Origin of the sequence: Pseudopedobacter sp. (genome assembly GCF_040392825.1) — a bacterium.
GTDB lineage: Bacteria > Bacteroidota > Bacteroidia > Sphingobacteriales > Sphingobacteriaceae > Pseudopedobacter.
This window is the reverse complement of record NZ_JBEBVH010000014.1, coordinates 1-17,683: the sequence shown is the minus strand read 5'-3', so window position 1 is coordinate 17,683 and position 17,683 is coordinate 1. Positions and strand designations below refer to the sequence as shown.

15 protein-coding genes are annotated in these 17,683 nt (G+C 34.8%); 1 reads left to right on the top strand and 14 read right to left on the bottom strand.

Going from position 1 to position 17,683, the window contains the following annotated elements; translation table 11 throughout:
* Window positions 1-15: 15 nt before the first annotated feature.
* From ABWO41_RS02025 to ABWO41_RS01965, 13 genes are all read right to left on the bottom strand, one after another.
* Window positions 16-1,098: a glycosyltransferase gene (locus tag ABWO41_RS02025; protein ID WP_353132640.1), complete on the bottom strand. Its 1,083-nt coding sequence runs from the start codon at window positions 1,096-1,098 to the stop codon at window positions 16-18.
* A 20-nt stretch (window positions 1,099-1,118) separates the two neighbouring features.
* Window positions 1,119-1,895 carry a glycosyltransferase family 2 protein gene (locus ABWO41_RS02020; RefSeq protein ID WP_353132637.1) on the bottom strand — a complete coding sequence of 259 codons (777 nt, stop codon included), beginning with the start codon at window positions 1,893-1,895 and terminating at the stop codon, window positions 1,119-1,121.
* A 1-nt stretch (window position 1,896) separates the two neighbouring features.
* Window positions 1,897-3,075, bottom strand: coding sequence for an O-antigen ligase family protein (locus tag ABWO41_RS02015; RefSeq protein WP_353132634.1), 1,179 nt, complete (start codon window positions 3,073-3,075; stop codon window positions 1,897-1,899).
* Window positions 3,076-3,088: 13 nt separating this feature from the next.
* Window positions 3,089-4,162: a glycosyltransferase family 1 protein gene (locus tag ABWO41_RS02010; RefSeq protein ID WP_353132632.1), complete on the bottom strand. Its 1,074-nt coding sequence runs from the start codon at window positions 4,160-4,162 to the stop codon at window positions 3,089-3,091.
* A 29-nt stretch (window positions 4,163-4,191) separates the two neighbouring features.
* On the bottom strand, window positions 4,192-4,794 hold the full coding sequence (locus ABWO41_RS02005) for a sugar transferase (RefSeq protein ID WP_353132629.1): 603 nt from the start codon (window positions 4,792-4,794) through the stop codon (window positions 4,192-4,194).
* A gap of 12 nt (window positions 4,795-4,806) precedes the next feature.
* Window positions 4,807-6,051, bottom strand: coding sequence for a DegT/DnrJ/EryC1/StrS family aminotransferase (locus tag ABWO41_RS02000; RefSeq protein WP_353132626.1), 1,245 nt, complete (start codon window positions 6,049-6,051; stop codon window positions 4,807-4,809).
* Between the two features lie 52 nt (window positions 6,052-6,103).
* Window positions 6,104-7,201: a glycosyltransferase family 4 protein gene (locus ABWO41_RS01995; RefSeq protein ID WP_353132623.1), complete on the bottom strand. Its 1,098-nt coding sequence runs from the start codon at window positions 7,199-7,201 to the stop codon at window positions 6,104-6,106.
* A gap of 20 nt (window positions 7,202-7,221) precedes the next feature.
* Window positions 7,222-8,079, bottom strand: a complete 858-nt coding sequence (locus ABWO41_RS01990; protein WP_353132620.1) for a glycosyltransferase — start codon at window positions 8,077-8,079, stop codon at window positions 7,222-7,224.
* Window position 8,080: 1 nt separating this feature from the next.
* Window positions 8,081-9,235, bottom strand: coding sequence for a DegT/DnrJ/EryC1/StrS family aminotransferase (locus ABWO41_RS01985; protein WP_353132618.1), 1,155 nt, complete (start codon window positions 9,233-9,235; stop codon window positions 8,081-8,083).
* The gene (locus tag ABWO41_RS01980; protein WP_353132615.1) at window positions 9,232-10,674 is read right to left on the bottom strand and encodes a lipopolysaccharide biosynthesis protein; all 1,443 of its coding nucleotides are present in this window, start codon (window positions 10,672-10,674) and stop codon (window positions 9,232-9,234) included. Before ABWO41_RS01980 ends, ABWO41_RS01985 begins: the two co-directional genes overlap by 4 nt.
* 34 nt (window positions 10,675-10,708) lie before the next feature.
* Entirely contained in the window at window positions 10,709-11,227 is a 519-nt protein-coding gene (locus ABWO41_RS01975; RefSeq protein ID WP_353132612.1) for a UpxY family transcription antiterminator, read from the bottom strand.
* Between the two features lie 220 nt (window positions 11,228-11,447).
* Entirely contained in the window at window positions 11,448-13,751 is a 2,304-nt protein-coding gene (locus ABWO41_RS01970; RefSeq protein WP_353132609.1) for a GumC family protein, read from the bottom strand.
* A 32-nt stretch (window positions 13,752-13,783) separates the two neighbouring features.
* On the bottom strand, window positions 13,784-14,551 hold the full coding sequence (locus tag ABWO41_RS01965) for a polysaccharide biosynthesis/export family protein (protein ID WP_353132606.1): 768 nt from the start codon (window positions 14,549-14,551) through the stop codon (window positions 13,784-13,786).
* Window positions 14,552-14,768: 217 nt separating this feature from the next.
* Here ABWO41_RS01965 and ABWO41_RS01960 point away from each other — a divergent pair, with 217 nt between their 5' ends.
* Window positions 14,769-16,295 carry a sensor histidine kinase gene (locus ABWO41_RS01960; RefSeq protein WP_353132603.1) on the top strand — a complete coding sequence of 509 codons (1,527 nt, stop codon included), beginning with the start codon at window positions 14,769-14,771 and terminating at the stop codon, window positions 16,293-16,295.
* Window positions 16,296-16,390: 95 nt separating this feature from the next.
* On the opposite strand, the gene ABWO41_RS01955 is transcribed toward ABWO41_RS01960, so the two are convergent.
* On the bottom strand, window positions 16,391-17,683 hold a 1,293-nt coding region (locus tag ABWO41_RS01955), incomplete at its 5' end, for an exonuclease domain-containing protein (RefSeq protein ID WP_353132600.1).

Genomic DNA, 17,683 nt, shown 5'->3' with positions numbered 1-17,683 from the left:
ATAGAAGGTATAAGTTTATTTAAAGCATAAGCTGTTATAAGACGCAAGCAGGTTTTCGTATTGTTTTACTATTTTCTTTACTCCAAATCGCTTGTCAACATCATTTTTAATAGATTCACGATCCCAATGTTTATTACAGGCTTTTAAAATTGCTCTTTCAAATGATTGTAAATCCCCCAGATCTATTATATATCCATTGAAATCATGACGTAATAATTCATTTATTCCACTTACCCGGAATGCCACCACTGGAACACCCACAGAAAAAGACTCCAGCACTACATTAGGAAAACCTTCTGCTATTGAAGGCAAAACCATCAGATGATGCTGTGAAATCAGTTCGGGAACATTCTTCACCAAACCTTTTAACTCTATCCTATCAGTTAGTTTAAGTTTCTCTATTTTAGATCTGATTTCCTGCTCTAAGGGCCCCTGACCAACAATAGTTAGCGAATAAGTTACAGGCAGTTTTTTCATAACGTCCAGAAAGCAAAGAATCCCTTTTTCTACCGCTAAACGAGCGACAATAATAATTTTTTTTGTATCTGATTCTTGTTCTTCCTTTGCTATAAGGTTCGTTGTCAGTACTGGATTGTGTATCACAACTAGCTTATTCTTATCAATACGGTAATGATTTGCCATAGTGTATTTTATTTCTAGAGACTGACAAATGGCAATGTTTACTCTCTTATAGGTAAAAGGCACAAATAAATCCCAAAATTTTTCTTTTATCCCACCTAACCTCGCCATCAAATCTGACACACTGGACTCTCTGCCTATTAACAAGGGAATACGAACGAAAAGCGATACAAAACTTAGTAAAGTATTAATATGACCACCGGTTGAAAAAATGGCTTCCGGCTGTTCTTCTTTAATCAATTTACATAACTTAAAAAAAGACGCTGACGCTTTAATTGTATTAAGATTAATGAGATTAACATTTTCTAAATTTATTGGAAAGAAAGGATTCCTGGAATCTAAAAGAACCAAACTTACATCAAAAGCTGTCTTATCGAAGTATTTTGAGAGAATCCAAAAAACACGTTCGGATCCACCAGCCCCAAGATGACTTACAACAAAAAAAACTTTTTTTTTCATAGCCAGAGATTTAAATATCATTAAACCAATTTAGAAGATGCTAAAATTGAGTAGCACAAGGCTTTAAAGCGGATTTTTAGATAATTTCTATAACTAAGTTTTTTTAAGTCTGAACGAAACTCAGTTAAATAATTATTATATCCTACGTTCATTTTCTTCGCATTTCGAAAACCACTGAACCTGTTAGATAGCCTATCTTCCCCAATATCATCGTATAATCTTATAGCCTTATCATCAAAAAAAACACTATGTCCCTTTTTGACAATTTTCAACCATGTTATACTTTCAAATCCCCTTAAGTCTTCTAATAAGTTCTCTTTAAGTATTTTCGTTCGACAAATCGGCAAATATTCACCAACAGATTGGGTCAACATTTCTTTGTAAGATTTAAATCCATAGAAATTTGGGTTATACATCAAACTCCCGTTCCTCATTAGTTTGGAACCGGCGAAATACATATCTATCTCTTTTTCACCTAATTTCTTTATCAAATAATTTAAGCCATTTTCGCAAAGCAGATCATCCGAATCCAAAAGAACTACATATTCAAAACTTGCATGCTGAATTCCTGTGTTCTTGGCCGCCGCTACTCCTTTGTTCTCTTTATGTTTAATCAGTTTTATCTGATACCGGACAATATAATCTTCTAAAATTTCCAGCGTGTTATCGGTAGAGCCATCGTCAACAACCAAAATTTCGGCATATGATTGCCAATCAGGCTGTTTTAATACACTATCTATTGACCGGACAACTTTTTGAGACCGGTTATAAGTGGGAATAACAAATGAAAATAACATATTAATAGGAGTTTTGCATTCTATTCAAATGTAGAATACTGAAATATAGAAATAGTGTTGGTCCATCTGCGCTAATCAGCCATGCATTATGAGACAATGAATTTATAGATGCTCCTAAAAAGGAAAAACATAAACATATGAGCAATGCATTTTCTGGCTTTCGAATACTTTTTACTGCATGAACAGATATCTTAAGCACTTGGCTGTAAATTATCCATAAAAGAATAATACCTATTATAGGCCCCAAATAGGTAACGAACATTAAATAGGCATTATGAGATGTTATACCAGAAGAAAAAACTGGATTTCTGTAAATTACGTCGCCCCAATTTTTACCGTAAAATATGAGCCCTAGAGGATATTCGGAATATATATTCAAATTTTCCAGCATTAGACCAGAGCGATTGAATTCATCGTCGTTATTGATATTCTTTGTTAGAATGTTGTTTGTTTCATCTGTACTGTCTTTTAAAACTGTCGTATAAAACGTTATTGCCGCTATAATTCCTAAAAACAAAATTACAACTGCCTTGTGACGGTAGTAGAGCAGCATAAACACAGATACACAACATACAAAACCAACAAAAGCAGATCGCTGCATCCCCAAGTACAAAAAACCAAGGCAAATCAAAAAAGCTATAATTTTAAACAGAAAATGTTTTTGAAACAAAACTGTATAGATAAATAGAAATGGAACAAGTGCTGCCAGCTGGTAGCCAAAAGTAAACTGATAAACCGCAATACCTGAAGGACTTTGCATTACCTTTTCGTCCATTATTAACTCTCTAATCTGCTTTGTACCCGGGTAGAAATGATCCATGACCATTACTATAGCAGAAAAAATTAATAACCCATAAAACACATATATAGATACTTTAAAGCGCAGGCTGCTATTCCCTATGAAGTTATTAAAATAGAGACTGCACATAAGTATTCCAATAGCATAGGAAGTAAAAGATTTTAGCTCCTGTAAACCTATTACATAATAAAAGAATACTGAGATTAGTAATACCAATAATTCTTTTGTATATAAAAAATTATTAATCTTTGTTCTAAACAGCGTAATTAAAGGGATACCAAATAATACTGGAGCTGGTAATCTAAAAATCTCTGTCATAAAAACCCCATAGGTTAATGCGTATAGGTACAAAACCATCAATAAAGCAACAATATATTTCATAAAACTATGTTTATCAACTAATTGCCTTTTTTATATTTTCTATAAACAACTGTGAATCGTAGACCAAACACTTATACATTTGCTGGCCCTCATTGGCTATCTCTTTGTAATGCTTATGATTACTTATTATGTCTTCCAATTTACCTGAGAGATTTTCCAAATCCCATGACAATGGAATATAAGTTTCGTTTGCAATAAAAATATTTGGATAAGTATCCAAATGTTCCATAGCTGGTTTAACTAATAGAGATCCGGAAATAAAGGCTTCAAAATCACGATAGCAAATTTCTCCCCAACCGTAAGGGCTAATGCATAATTTTGAATTCCTTAACTCTTCCCAATATTTTCTTTTGGCTACCGAAGGACCTTTTGTTACTGTTAAAGGGGTTGCATCTAAATATGTCAGAACTTTATTACGCTGTTCTGAAATTTTATAAGAACCAGTCCAATCTTTATGAATTGTTCCTCTGAAGGTTAGATCCAGAGCTCTCTGCTTATGTACGCTGCTAAAATTTATTGGATATAGGTTATAACCTAAATAATTACTTAACCGGCTCATTTTGTAACCGAAATATCTGTAATCATTCAACCCTATATTCCATCCTACCTTAATTTTATGTAATTGAGAGACCGGACAGGGATCAAACATATTGATATGACTTTCGGGCTGTTGATTATTTAACCAGATACGTATATTATTTCTTTTTGTATAATAGCTTTTGTCTTTTAAAACCTGTTTCTTTAAAAAAACATCTACCATTGGTATTATTGAGAAATCATGAGAGCCGGTTGAATCTGCTGCGTCAAACCATATCAGCCGTTTAACAGTTTTTCGCATCTCGCTTAAAAAAGTCAGTACTTCTTCAGTATTCTGTTCATTTCTGGTGTTAATATTCTGCCAGCCCATGTCGAAGTACCTGGAATGGACTATTAAGTAATCCGCATCTTTAATTTTATTATCAGTATGTTTATGATGGCAACTTACCTCTAAACCATTTTCTTTAAACTGATTTTTCCATCGGTAAAATGGATGAGTTTCGGAGTAAAAACGTTGTTTAGGCCAATCTAAGATTCTTAATGTCTTCATTTTGTATCAAAAATGTTTTTACCAATCAACTACCTGTCTTTAAAGAAAACGTTTCTTATAGTGAGAAAGATGATTTTAATGTCTGTCCAAAAATTATGTTCTGCAACGTACTTAAGATTAATTTCTGCTTTTGAGGGCATAATATATCTGATATAATAATCTTCCGGGTCAGGAACATTTGCCAGCATTTCATTTTCATCCATATACTTTATAGATGCCCAATCGGTTATACCAGGCTTTACACTCAGTATTTTCTTTTGGCGTTCATTATACAGATCCACGTACTTACTTACTTCAGGACGCGGCCCTACGAAGCTCATATCTCCTTTTAGGATATTAAACAATTGTGGTAACTCGTCTAACTTATATTTTCTTAACCAACGGCCGCTCCTGGTTACCCTTTTATCATTGTCACCAACTGTCAGCAGCCCTTGTTTATCAGATCCGGTAAGCATAGTTCTGAATTTGTACAGAATAAAGCTCCTTTTATTTTTTCCCACTCTGTGCTGTCCATAAAAAACTCCACCTCTGGAATCCAGTACAATCAACACAGATATGATAATAAATATTGGGAGGAATATTAAAATGCCTGTTAATGACATAACAATATCAAACACTCGTTTTATCGACATGGCAACCTCCTTTTAAGAAGCATTTTTTAATACTTTTTTACTTCTGTACAACTGCTCTTTAACTGCATTTATCACATTTATAATAACATAATCTATTTCTACATTAGTTAATTGCGGATAAATAGGCAGAGAAATCTCACAAGCATATTGTTTGTAGCTATTTGGATAATCTTCTATCTGATAGCCAATACTTTTAAAATAGGTAAGCATGGGCATAGGAATAAAATGTACATTGGCTGTAATTCCCTTGCTTATCAAATAATTAATTATTTGATCTCTTCCTTCTTCTGTAATGTCTCTTACACGTAAGGGGAATAAATGGTAAGAAGACTCTCTTTCGCTATCCAGTAAAGGTGGCGGTACAAACCAGCTAAACAGTCTGAATGTATTACAGTATTTATGAGCAATTTTCTTTCTAACCGGTAATAATAAATCTTTGTATTGCCTGATCTGAGCCAACCCAATCGCTGCACAGATATCTGGCATGTTTATCTTTAAACCATTAAAGATAATATCGTATTTCCAGCATGTGCCCATTGTTTTTGTAAAAGCATCTTTAGTTTGCCCGTTTAAAGAATACATCTTTAGGAAAGTATATTCTTTTTCAATATCGAAAGCATCCGGAAGATTTAAGCAGATACATCCGCCCTCTGCAGTTGTAATATTTTTGACTGCATGAAAAGAAAAGATGGTAATATCGCTTTTTTGTGCTGCAGGAACTCCCTGGTAAGTAGCTCCAATAGAATGTGCAGCGTCAGAAATTAAAAGTATCCTTCCTAATTTCAATTGATTTTCCGTCTCCGGGTAAAACATCATCGTCACAGACGAATCTTTCACTATAGTATTAAGTAAGGTATAATTACACGGCCATCCAGCTATATCAACCGCTAAGATTGCTTTGGTTCTTTCGGTAATTGCCTGTCGTACCTTAATCGGATCAATTGTAAAATCATCCAGCACATCTACCATAACCGGCTTAGCCCCCGCATGCAAAACACACAAAGCCGTAGCACAATAAGAATATGCAGGAACAATAACCTCATCTCCTTCCTTCACACCAAACCACTTAAGCATCATAATAGCTCCCGAAGTCCATGAATTCACGCAGATAGCGGCTTTAGATCCCGTCAATTTCAACATTTCCTGTTCCAGTTCTTTAACTTTTGGTCCAGTAGTAATCCATTTAGAATGGAGTGTGTCCATCACGCTGTCTATCACAGCCTGATCAACAAAAGGTGGTGAAAAAGGTATTTTCATAACAATAAATTTTATTGTAATTAATAGCTTAAATCTGATTGGTACATAAGCCTTAACTTACAGGCTCATATAAAAGCTTTTCCCATTCGGCATAAACCGCCGCCGTAGAATTAGTGAAGTTAATGAGCCTTGCTTTCTCACTTAATCTCGCACTTAAGAGTCTGTCTGACAAAAGTCTATCTATATTTTGTGATAGAATTTCTGCGCTTCGCTCTTTTACAAGCAATCCGTTTTCCTCATGTCTGATAATTTCTGATGGGCCAAACTCACAATCCATTGCTATGCTTGGACATCCCATACTCATGGCTTCTATCAATACATTCGGATAACCCTCGGTACGGGACGAAAGCACAAATAAATCTGCATTATTGTAATAATCCTGTATGTTCTTTTGGGCTCCAATAAGCTTTACCCGCTCTATTAAGCCCAAATTGTCAATCTGCTTTTCTAATACTTCCCTGTCTTCTCCTTCACCCACAATAAGTAAATCAACATTTTTATCTTTTATCAAGGCAAAAGCCTCAATTAATAAATCGAATCCCTTTTCATAGCAAAGTCTACCGGCAGCCAGAATATATTTCCTTTCATTAACAGCTTTCTTAGAAATGGGCCCCAGAGCCTTTACTGGATTAATTATTACCTTAATATTATTTATACCTTTTAGGGCCTCGGTACGCAACAATGCTGCCTCAACACCACCACAAGGAGCTACAACACACTTTGATGCCGAATAAATATTATGCAAAAACCAACGTTGTATAATATTTAAAGATTTTATATGATCGGTATTTGTTCGCTCAGAAACAATGTAAGATGTTCTTGTTAGCATACCTACAAAACCCGTCCATAGGTTCGCACTTGTCATGAATGAAATAGCGCAGTCTGGCTTTTCTGTTTTAAAGACACGACGCAATCTACTATAAGTACGATATGCATAATAAACTCTATATAGCATTCCGATCCTGCGGTCTCTAGTTAGATAAATAAGTTTTATGCCCTGGGGAATATCATAAGCTTGCTCTGCATAATTTAGGCAAACAATAGATACCGAATAACCTTGACTGTGGAAAAAAACAGCGAGAGAACTTAAGACTCTCTCTGCCCCTCCACCTTGTAAACTATTGATTACAAAAAGTAATTTTTTAGGCATAACTGAATTAAATTTCAAAATCAAATAAGTGTAAAAAGGGTATAAAATGCCCGCGATATATTTAAGGTCTTGATATCAAAAAGAAAATACCGGTTCAGATAAAAAGCCAGCAGTTTCCTTTTATGCGATGAGGAATACTGAAAATTGCTAATCATGATATTGAAGTCGTCAATAGATCTGTTTTTTCTGATGTTACTATCTATTAAGCTCCATACACCACCGCGATGCAAGCGATACACTCCCATCACTTCTGGTAGTACACACATTTTGCCCGCTGTTTTAGAAAGCGCAAAAAGTTTAAATAAGGTATCTGATCCATAAGTTTTGTAGTACCAATCTTGTTTACTTATATCTCTTACCTGATGGTTGTTTTTAACCATTAATGAACACATTCTGGTTTCTTCTCGGTTTCCCATTAATACGTCCTCGTAATGATATTCCAACCTTATTGGTAAGGGGTTCTCATAAACCAATTCTCCTTTTTCATTAATAACCCTGGTATAATGGCAACATATTGTATAGTCAGGGTTATTTTCCATAAAATCTACTTGTTTTTGCAGCTTCAATGGATCTATCCAATAATCATCTCCATCACATGTCGCAATATATTTGCCCCTGGCTTCCTGAATTACGTTGAGGTGATTCCTGACGGCACCCACATTCTTTGATCCTCCTACTAATTTAATTCTCCCTGGATACTTCTTACAAAGCTGTTCAATTATGGCTCGGGTATTATCTGTAGAGCAATCTTCACCTATAATAAGTTCATAATTAAAATTTGTTTTCTGCATTAAAAAACTCTCAATTGCCTGAGCTATATAGCTTTCGTGATTGTAAGTTATACAGCAAATGCTCACGATTATTTCCTGTTTATTCATGTCAGTTATTTTTACTTTTTAAAATAGTTTCCAACTCCTGCTGTAAAGCTATCGGAACATTTGGCACCGATGTATCTTCGTAATTTTGCACTCTCAGTATAATTCTTGTAATGAAATCGAGGTCTGCAAAAGTTAGAGAATGATAAAGCGGCAAACAAAGTATACGTTCTGATATATCTTCACATACAGGTAGCATTTGATCTGGCAGATATGGCAAATGCGACAATGCGGGATAAAAATAACGACGACAATAAATTTTATCTGCTTCCAAAGCTGCTATGCATTTCAGCATAAGCTCTTGCGTATCAAAAAGTACAGGAAAATAGGAATAGTTATAATCCAGATCCGCATTTAGTTTTGGATAAGATGCCTTTAATTTTTCTAATTTTTTCCAATAGTAAAAAGAAAGCTGCTTCCTTTTTTGAAGAATTCTATCCACATAATTCAGGTTACATAACCCCATTGCAGCGTGGAATTCACTGTTTTTTCCATTAAGTCCTAATTCTTTAAAATCACTGGGCCCATTATGTCCAAAATTCCGTATAAACGACATTTTTTTCAAAAGCTCCGGACATTGGGTAAAAACTGCTCCTCCTTCTATACTATGAAATAACTTAGTAGCATGGAAGCTTGTAGTACTTATATCTCCATATTCAAAAACCGATTTGCCTTTATATTTAGTTCCAAAACAATGCGCTGCATCGTAAATAACTTTGAGGTTATATTTATCTGCTATTTCCTGAATAGCGTCTATATTGCAGGGATTTCCGTATACATGGGTTGCAAGAATTGCAGAAGTAGAAGCGGTGATGGCCGACTCTATTTTGCCCGGATCGATATTAAACGTCTCCGGATCAATATCAACAAAAACAGGTTTACATCCTTCCCAAACAATACTACTGGTGGTGGCTACGAAAGAAAATGGAGTCGTAATAATCTCTCCCGAAAGCTCTAACGCTTTAATGGCAATTTGCAAAGCTATAGTCCCGTTAGAAACATACAAAAGATGTTTTACATCTAAGTATTCTTTAAGCTTTAGCTCAAACTCATTTACCAATGGGCCGTTATTGGTTAGCCATTGCCTCTCCCAAATACTAGCCAAATACTTGTCGTATTCTTCCACTTTAGGAAGAAAAGGTTTTGTTACTGGTATCATTTTTTCAAGATTAGTTGTTTAAGATCATTGATAGCATTAAACTGCATAGCGTAACTGAGAGCTAAATACAACACAAAAAAGAATACAGAGTCTGTTACCACTCTGCCCAAATCCGGAACAGATAATGAGTTATAAAGGAATGTATCTAAACAATAACTGATAAAACCGACTAAAAAAGCCAGGCCTATGCTAGGCGATATATCAGAGAGCTGTTCTTTAACATCATAATTGATAAATTTCCCACTGTAGAAAGAGTTTAAATAGTAAGATAGAACACTTGAAACTATTTGAAAATAAAGCAATCCGTAGATTCCCAAAGGCACTATTAACAAAATTGCGATTACGTTTAATGTCTTTTTTATAGATTCTATCCGAAGTACGAGATCACTCCTTCCCTTTACTTTTAATATGTTAAGATTATAGGAATGAAGCGGATATAGAATATTCGCAATGCAAAGTATCTTAAAAAACGGAACTGCAGGCAACCATTTATCTGTAAGCACAAACCTGATTAACGGTTCTGCAACAATATACAACAGTACAAGAATCGCTACATTCCAAAAGATAACCTGCTGCATTAGCTTCTTGTAAACTTCTTTCAGCTTTACATTATCATTGGAAATTGAGGCAAACATGGGATAAGTCACTTTACTCATCGCTATTGTTATATTTTCGGAAGGTAACTGGCTCAAACTTTCTGCCCTTGAGTAATAACCTAATTTTTCTGCAGAGTAATTTTTACCGATAATAAGAACATATATATTTTTATAAACTATTTCCAGTAAACCAGAAAGTGTCATTTTATATCCAAAGTGAAAATGGGTGTGAAAACTTTCTTTACTAAATTCCAATGTCGGTCTCCAGTCCGAACAAACCCAATGAAATATGGTGATAATGAGTGATTGAACAATGTTCATCCATACCAAACTCCAAACGCCATATCCCAATCTTGCCATAAAAATTGCAAGTATACCTGCTGCTATAATTGCCGGAACTTGTATGAGCGCCTGTGCCTTAAAATTCATCTGTTTCACCAGATGTGCATTCTGAACTACATAGAAAGCGTTAAAAATAAAAGTGATAGAATAAACTCTGATAACCGGGCTTAAAACTTCGTGATTGTAAAATTTTGCTATATATGGTGCGGCGAAATAAATAACTCCATAAATTGCAATACTACCAGCCAGATTAAAATAAAACACGGTCGAATAATCCTTCTGATTTGATTCTGTTGTTCTGATTAAAGACGAAGACAGCCCACTATCTACCAACAGGCTCCCTATTGATATAAAAACTGTAATCATGGCTATTAAACCAAATTCTTCCGGAACCAGTATTCTTGCCAGTGTTATTGTAATTGCGAAACTGATTAACTGTACTCCTATTTGTTGCCCATAAGTCCAGGCTAAGGCAGAGATTGTTTTTTTTCGTAAACTCATTTGGCGAAAAGGTTCCTTTAGAGAATAATCCTGATTACTTTTTCATTAGATCTGCAAGAGGGACTCTTGTATAAATAGCACAGTCCAGATTATTCAAGACCATCAATACTGTTTTACCAGCTACCTGTATAACATTTCCCTCATGATTACACAATGCACCATTTTTTATCAGTACCCTATCCCCAATATTAAGGTCTCTTATACTAGAGACTTCTATTTCCTGGTTTCGACATAAAATTTCCTGGATTTCTTCTATTTCCTGGTTTCTTACCACTGCTGGTTTCCCCATATAATAAATGAAGTTAATTACCCCATGGGTTTGCCTAACCTTTAACTCTTCCTTATAGTTGATATTCACAAAGACATAAGAATTAAAAAGTGGTAATTCGACGTTTTTTTTCCGATCTGCCCATTGGTTCTTAACGGTCCTGACAGGGCAGTACGAGTCTATTCCTTTTTGTTTAAGCAATAGATCTACTTTTTTTTCCCATCTCGTACGGGTATATATAACAAACCATTTTTTATCAACTTGCTGCTTAATCATATTTTCCATAGGTAGTAAAGGGTTTAGTAAAGGGCATGGCTTCGCCAACTCACTTACATGATGACTTTTTTTAGAGATTACATTCTGGTTTATTGTACCTTAAAAAGGTTGTATTCTGCTAGAATTATGTTTTTCAGCTAAAAGACTAATGTATCAAGGGGGTTGATAAATCTAAAGTATCGGCTATATATAGGTAGATTGTAAGTATATTTTTAGGCAAGTATCCAAACTAGCCCGCTGCATAAGCATAGCCTCCATAGGAATAAGCCTGCTTATTATTTTTCTTAGCGTCATTAAATACCAGCAGCATATTTTTTAGTTTATTGGTAGCTCCAATATCTTCCAATACTGCCAATTGATCTTTATCTGTGTAATTATACCGAATGAGATAGATGCTGGAGTCTGTATATTTAGCTAAACTAAAAGCATCTGCAACATGGCCTACCGGAGAGGTATCAACAATGATATAGTCAAACCGCTTCTTTAACTCCGTGAAAAAGTTGTCTAACTTCGGACTCATTAACAATTCCGAAGGATCTTCCGGTATTTTCCCACACCCCATAACAAAAAGTCCGGGAGAAACTGTCGAAGGCCTGATTAAATGATCTATATCCGAATTATCATTCTCCAGGTAATCTGTAATTCCCTGCTTCTGCTCCATATTTATTCCTTTCAGCAAATCCGGTTTACGTAAATCAAACTCAAGAATAATTACCCGTTTATTTACCATAGATAAGGTTATACCCAGATTTATTGTGAAAAATGTCTTACCCTCGCCTTTTGTGGTTGAAGTAATTAATAGTACCTGACTATTCCCGTATTCGCTTAAGTGCCTTAAGTTATACCTTATGTATCTAAACAATTCAGAAATAGTGGTACGGCTTCCTTTTTTTACTACAACGGTACCATTATCATCTTTATGCGTTAGTTCACCCAGAACCTTCATTCCCATTGGAATTTGGATATCATTTATGTGATTAACCTTATTGTTGAATCTGTTTTTTCCATAAATAACGGAAATAGGCAAGATAAAACCGGACAATACTGCACATAAATAAATAAGAGCGGTCTTAGGCTTTGCCGGATTTGTCTGATAAGCAGGTTGAGATATCACTTTGGATGTAGGAACTGTGGCAGATAAAGAAAGGGCTGTTTCCTCTCTTTTTTGCAACAAGTAATGATATAGATTTTGCTTTACTACCTGCTCTCTGCTTCTTTCCAGCAATCCTCGTTCTATAACCGGAACACTCCTGATCATTGATTCATATTTTGAAGATTTCGCCAGTAAATTATTTCGTTCCAGCGATAAACCTCTTTTTACATTGCGTAGCGTTTCTAAAATATTTTGTTTAAGTGCAGAAAGCTGCTCATCTATACTTACAACCAATGGGTTCCCCGCTCTGTTGGTCCTCAACAACCGTTGTTTCTCTATTAAAAGTTCGTTATACTTGACCATCAGATTTGTAAGCATCATATCCTTTATACCCAACGCATTAGGTACCTGCTCATTCCTGGTATCGGGTTCAGTTAAATAATCCTCTACAGAATTTATTAAATCCAGCTGTGTCCTAGAAACTGCCAATTGCTGATCATAAGCACCGGAATTCTGTAAACTAACTTGTGCATCAGCATTAATTTCGGTAACACGGTTCAACTGCTTATACCTTTCCACATCCTGTTCTACACCAGATAAATCATTGGTAAGATATTTCAATCGCTTATCTATAAAAGCTATAGTATTTTTAGCTGTTATATTCTTAGTATCAACATTTTCCTGATTGTAGGCTGTTATTAGCTCATTTAGAATATCCATCCCTCTTTGAGGAATCGGATCGTACATCGTAATTAATACAGTATTAGCATCTTTTGCTACCGGTAAAACGGTTATTCCCGCTAAGCTATAATATTCTGATAGGGCATATAGATCTTTAAAACGTAAATCAATAGCTGGATAGGTAGCTTTAAAAGCCGGCCCCTTAACTACTTTAAACTGGTACCCTTTGCCTCTTACCAATTCATCGAACTTATAGTCTTCGGCCTTTTTATTAACAGATAACGTAAAAGTAGAGTCCGATTTTATTTGGATAGAAAACTTAAACTTTTTGTCGTAAACTGCATTATTCAATTTATATGGAATGATTTTTACAGGCATGTTTTTGCCGTATAAAATTTTATCTGTAAAAGTCCCAGGCAAAGTGAGCTCTACATCCATACCTGTTTTATCTAATACTTTGTAAACAAGATCCCTTGATCTTAATACTTCCATCTCATTATCAACGGTTCGTGAAGTTCGGAACATGTTTAGATCACTAAATGCTGTTCCTTTTAACAACCCGTCTCCTTTTTCATCGTCCTGTATGAGCAGGGTACTGGTTATTTTATACTCAGGAGTCGCATAAAGAATATAAACATATGCCACTCCAAGGCATACAATTAGAGCCAGAACAAAGAAAGGCCAATACTTAAAGTATCCTTTAACCTTTTCAATAACATTGTCGTTGTTTTCTAACGATTCTTGATTTTTTGAGTTCATAGTAGATGTTTTGTGATGTTTAACTCAATAAATTATCTCCCCAGCAATGCTGTTCCCAATACAGCTATTGCCGATATCGTTGCGACAACTAATGGCATTAAGCGGTTATTAGGACTGTACTCGATTGCCTTTTCTTTATCTGGCTCGACGTAAACAATGTCATTCTGCTTTAGGTAGAAGTAGGGTGAATTGAGTACGTTTTTTTCGTTTAAATTGACACGGGTTATAATTCTCTTACCTTCACTCTCCCGTATGATAAGCACATTTTCTCTTTTACCGTATACTGTCATATCTCCCGCCATTCCCAGCGCCTCAAGAAGATTTACTTTTTCATTGTTAATGGTAAACGTCGAAGGGTGGTTAACTTCACCTATGACGGTTACCCTAAAATTAAGGAACTGGATATTTACCAGCGGATCTTTAACATAATTATTCAACCTTCTGGCTATAGTTTGCTGCGCCTGTTCCAATGTTTGTCCCTTTACATCAATATCTCCTATCACCGGCAAACGAACATAACCGTCCTTACTAACCCGATACCCTTCACGCTCTACCATTCCATTTTTATTCATATAGCTAGAGTTAAGGGTAAAAAGGTTATTAGATTCACTACTTGGTGTATTAATAGTAATACTCAAAACATCATTTGGTTGTATTTTTGGTTCTACATTATTAACGACAGATCCGGTGTCTACCGATTTCTTATTTAAATCACTAAAATATACCAGGTTTCTTCGTGGACTACATGCTGTAATAAATAAAATTAAATACAACACACATAAGATTTTTATATTACACATAAAGTTAATTTTTATACCACAAACAAGAACTAATAATTAAATAACATTATAAATGTAGAGACAAATCTTTATAAATAAAATGAAGCAAATACTGTTGTAAATCGAATTGTAAATTTTTTACAAGCAACTTTACACTAATAGGAAATACAATTCACATAGTTAACAACTTTTAAAAGCGATTTATATTCGATAACTTAGAAACAACAAATCTTCCACAATGAAAAAAATTATTAAAACCAGATTGGACAGCTGTTATCAGAAGGTCCAGTTTGGAGTCGCTTTGATCGATGAAAGCGACTCTATTTGGTACATAAACCCGTATTTTCAGAAAATTACGGGCATTAACAAAGAAATTATTTCAAAAATACCTTTTCAAAAACTTATTGTAGAAAGAAACATCCAATCTTATCTGGATTTTAAAAAAAACTTTTTTAATAGCACAAATTCCTCTATAAGTCTCACAAAACTTGGCATCAAGAATACCAACTCCGGAGAAACAATATTTGACTTAAATATTGGTATGGAGAAGGAAAATGAAAAAAATTTTCTTATCCTGTTTTTAATTCCTGCCAAAAATGAAAAGGCAGTTATTCATGAAACAAAGGAGCATCCTACCAATTCTAAAAAGCCGTCTTTTTTTAATGATTCTAACCTAAATAACACCCTTTTACACAAGATATGGAACCACGCAGATAGCCTATTATTTATACTGGATAAAGACGGTTATATCAAGCAATTAAATCCAACGGCAGAAAATCGAACGGGTTACGACTCGGCAGAAATAGGAAAAAATAAGATAGATCTTCTAAATAGCGAGCAAAAATCCAGATTGAACCAAACAGAATGGCTTTCATTAAGTTCCTACATCTCGGATCTGGATGAAAATAATTACCTGGAAAAAAGAACTGATACTTCTATTATTAAAAAAGACGGCACAAATCTGGAAGTTGCATTAACACTCGTGAGGTTACCTCCTAATGAGATCTTTAAGGAACAGACCTATTTAGGTATAGCCGAAGTATTGGAAAAAGAGAGAATACTGAAACATGAACTTCGAAAGACACAAGAACTAGTTGCCATTCGGACCCGATTTATTAGTATTGCTTCACATGAACTTCGGACTCCACTAAATATTATACTTTCATCAGCCACGCTTATTTCTAAATATTTAGAATTAAAAAAAACAGACCAGATAGATTTACATGTCGATAGAATATTATCATCAGTCAGTTATATTACCCGGCTTTTAAATGATTTCCTTACTGTTAGAAAGATTGAAGAGGATAAAATAAAGATGGAATATTGTTCTTTCAATATTCCATCTTATATGAATGAAACCATTGCCGAACTCAGAAGTCTATTAAAAAATCAACAAGATATTCGATACCAGCATGAAGGTGATTTATACATTAATTTAGATCCAAAGTTATTTAAGCATATAGTCATCAACTTAATTTCAAATGCAATTAAATATTCTCCGGATAATGGTAAAATTGAAATATTGAGTATAAAAAAGGATGGATATTTGGAAATCTTCTTTAAAGACAATGGAATAGGTATCTCCCAGGCCGATCAGGAGCATCTTTTCGAAAAATTTTTCAGAGGCTCAAATGCGCTTCACATAAAAGGAACCGGCTTAGGTTTAAATATTGTATACAATTATATCAAAATGATGAAAGGAAACATTTTCGTAAAAAGCCAATTGGGCAGTGGAACAACCTTTAAAATTGTGTTTGAAAATTAACAGAAAATGACATTGAAAACAATTCGTATAAGTCTAATCTATACTGTCTTAAATAATCAGAACTCATAATGCCATATTGACACAGCAAATCATCTTTATAGAAAGCTCCCAAATAAAAAATGTACTCTCTTAGGATGATTAGCGGCGTACCGCTTCACTAACTGGCACATGTAAAAATTACTATGACAACGGTCTTCCTGCTTAATGTAATGTTCTATATCTTGTACCTCTTCGTCGCATGACAAGTAGCCCAGCGCATAAATCTTATTATCCTTGTAATAAATATAACTTTTCTCGCCTGCATTTCTGCCTCTATCCAGTACTATAAAACTAAGCGCCCGATCTTCCAGCGAAGCAATGGCTTGCTCTACTTTACTATTATGTCCGTCTGCACGCAATTCTTCACGTAATGCTGTAGTTGAAACAATATTTACAGATTCTGTATTTTTGACATCCCGATAAAATATACACAAACGCTTATCTAAAGAGAACTCTTCTATAAGCCTTAACAAACATTGAGTGGCTTCACTTGCATTATCAAAATAACGCAGTGCCTTTCTGCCTATAGACAATCTGCAAACACAAAGTCTTATAAAACCACTATTGTCTACATAATCTATCAATCCAAATTTAGGTTCATATTGTTTTAGTGCCCGGTTATATTCTGGCCAATACTGTTTGATATAATGGCATTCTTTTAACAACGCCATTAATTCAGTACCGGTTTCTTCATAATCAATATGGCTGATATTATTAATAAACAACTGTCTGCGCTGACTGGTACTATTTCCTGTAAAATGACTATAAACCCGCTTTCTTATATTAACTGCTTTACCTACATAAATCAACTTTCCATTTCTATCTCTGAAAAAATATACCCCCGGACTTTCGGGCAATTGTACGAACTCTTCCATAGGTACATGGTTAGGTAATCTATGTTCCTTATTGATATTTTTCAGTTGCTCATGTATAAGCTCTCCATTGTCTGCTGCCAATATATGTTCGAACAAGGTTACGGTTGCCCGCGCATCTCCATAAGCCCTATGTCTGCCGTTAATGTTTATTCCAAGATTTTGACACAGCTTACCCAGACTATATGAGGGTAACCCCTGAAAACATTTCCTTGACAATCTGACGGTACATAGCCGGGATGTTCTAAGGTAATAACCACTTTCCCGTAACTGGTTATGTACAAATGAATAGTCAAAACTTACATTATGTGCTACAAAGATCTTATCCTGTAAAAGGTTGAATATCCTGGCCGCAACCTCTTCAAAAACGGGAGCAGTCACTACCATTTCATCACTAATCCCCGTCAGCATTTGTATATGGTAAGGTATAGACTGTCCGGGATTAATAAGCGTATGGTATTCTTCCAGTACCTGTAT

Excerpts from the sequence above, each read along its gene's own strand:
- ABWO41_RS02020 (WP_353132637.1), bottom strand. The coding sequence starts at position 1,895 with ATGTTATTTTCATTTGTTATTCCCACTTATAACCGGTCTCAAAAAGTT.
- ABWO41_RS01990 (WP_353132620.1), bottom strand. The coding sequence starts at position 8,079 with ATGAATAAACAGGAAATAATCGTGAGCATTTGCTGTATAACTTACAAT.
- ABWO41_RS01975 (WP_353132612.1), bottom strand. The coding sequence starts at position 11,227 with ATGGAAAATATGATTAAGCAGCAAGTTGATAAAAAATGGTTTGTTATA.
- ABWO41_RS02000 (WP_353132626.1), bottom strand. The coding sequence starts at position 6,051 with ATGAAAATACCTTTTTCACCACCTTTTGTTGATCAGGCTGTGATAGAC.
- ABWO41_RS01960 (WP_353132603.1), top strand. The coding sequence starts at position 14,769 with ATGAAAAAAATTATTAAAACCAGATTGGACAGCTGTTATCAGAAGGTC.
- ABWO41_RS01980 (WP_353132615.1), bottom strand. The coding sequence starts at position 10,674 with ATGAGTTTACGAAAAAAAACAATCTCTGCCTTAGCCTGGACTTATGGG.
- ABWO41_RS01985 (WP_353132618.1), bottom strand. The coding sequence starts at position 9,235 with ATGATACCAGTAACAAAACCTTTTCTTCCTAAAGTGGAAGAATACGAC.
- ABWO41_RS02010 (WP_353132632.1), bottom strand. The coding sequence starts at position 4,162 with ATGAAGACATTAAGAATCTTAGATTGGCCTAAACAACGTTTTTACTCC.
- ABWO41_RS01970 (WP_353132609.1), bottom strand. The coding sequence starts at position 13,751 with ATGAACTCAAAAAATCAAGAATCGTTAGAAAACAACGACAATGTTATT.
- ABWO41_RS02005 (WP_353132629.1), bottom strand. The coding sequence starts at position 4,794 with ATGTCGATAAAACGAGTGTTTGATATTGTTATGTCATTAACAGGCATT.
- ABWO41_RS02025 (WP_353132640.1), bottom strand. The coding sequence starts at position 1,098 with ATGAAAAAAAAAGTTTTTTTTGTTGTAAGTCATCTTGGGGCTGGTGGA.
- ABWO41_RS01995 (WP_353132623.1), bottom strand. The coding sequence starts at position 7,201 with ATGCCTAAAAAATTACTTTTTGTAATCAATAGTTTACAAGGTGGAGGG.
- ABWO41_RS01965 (WP_353132606.1), bottom strand. The coding sequence starts at position 14,551 with ATGTGTAATATAAAAATCTTATGTGTGTTGTATTTAATTTTATTTATT.
- ABWO41_RS02015 (WP_353132634.1), bottom strand. The coding sequence starts at position 3,075 with ATGAAATATATTGTTGCTTTATTGATGGTTTTGTACCTATACGCATTA.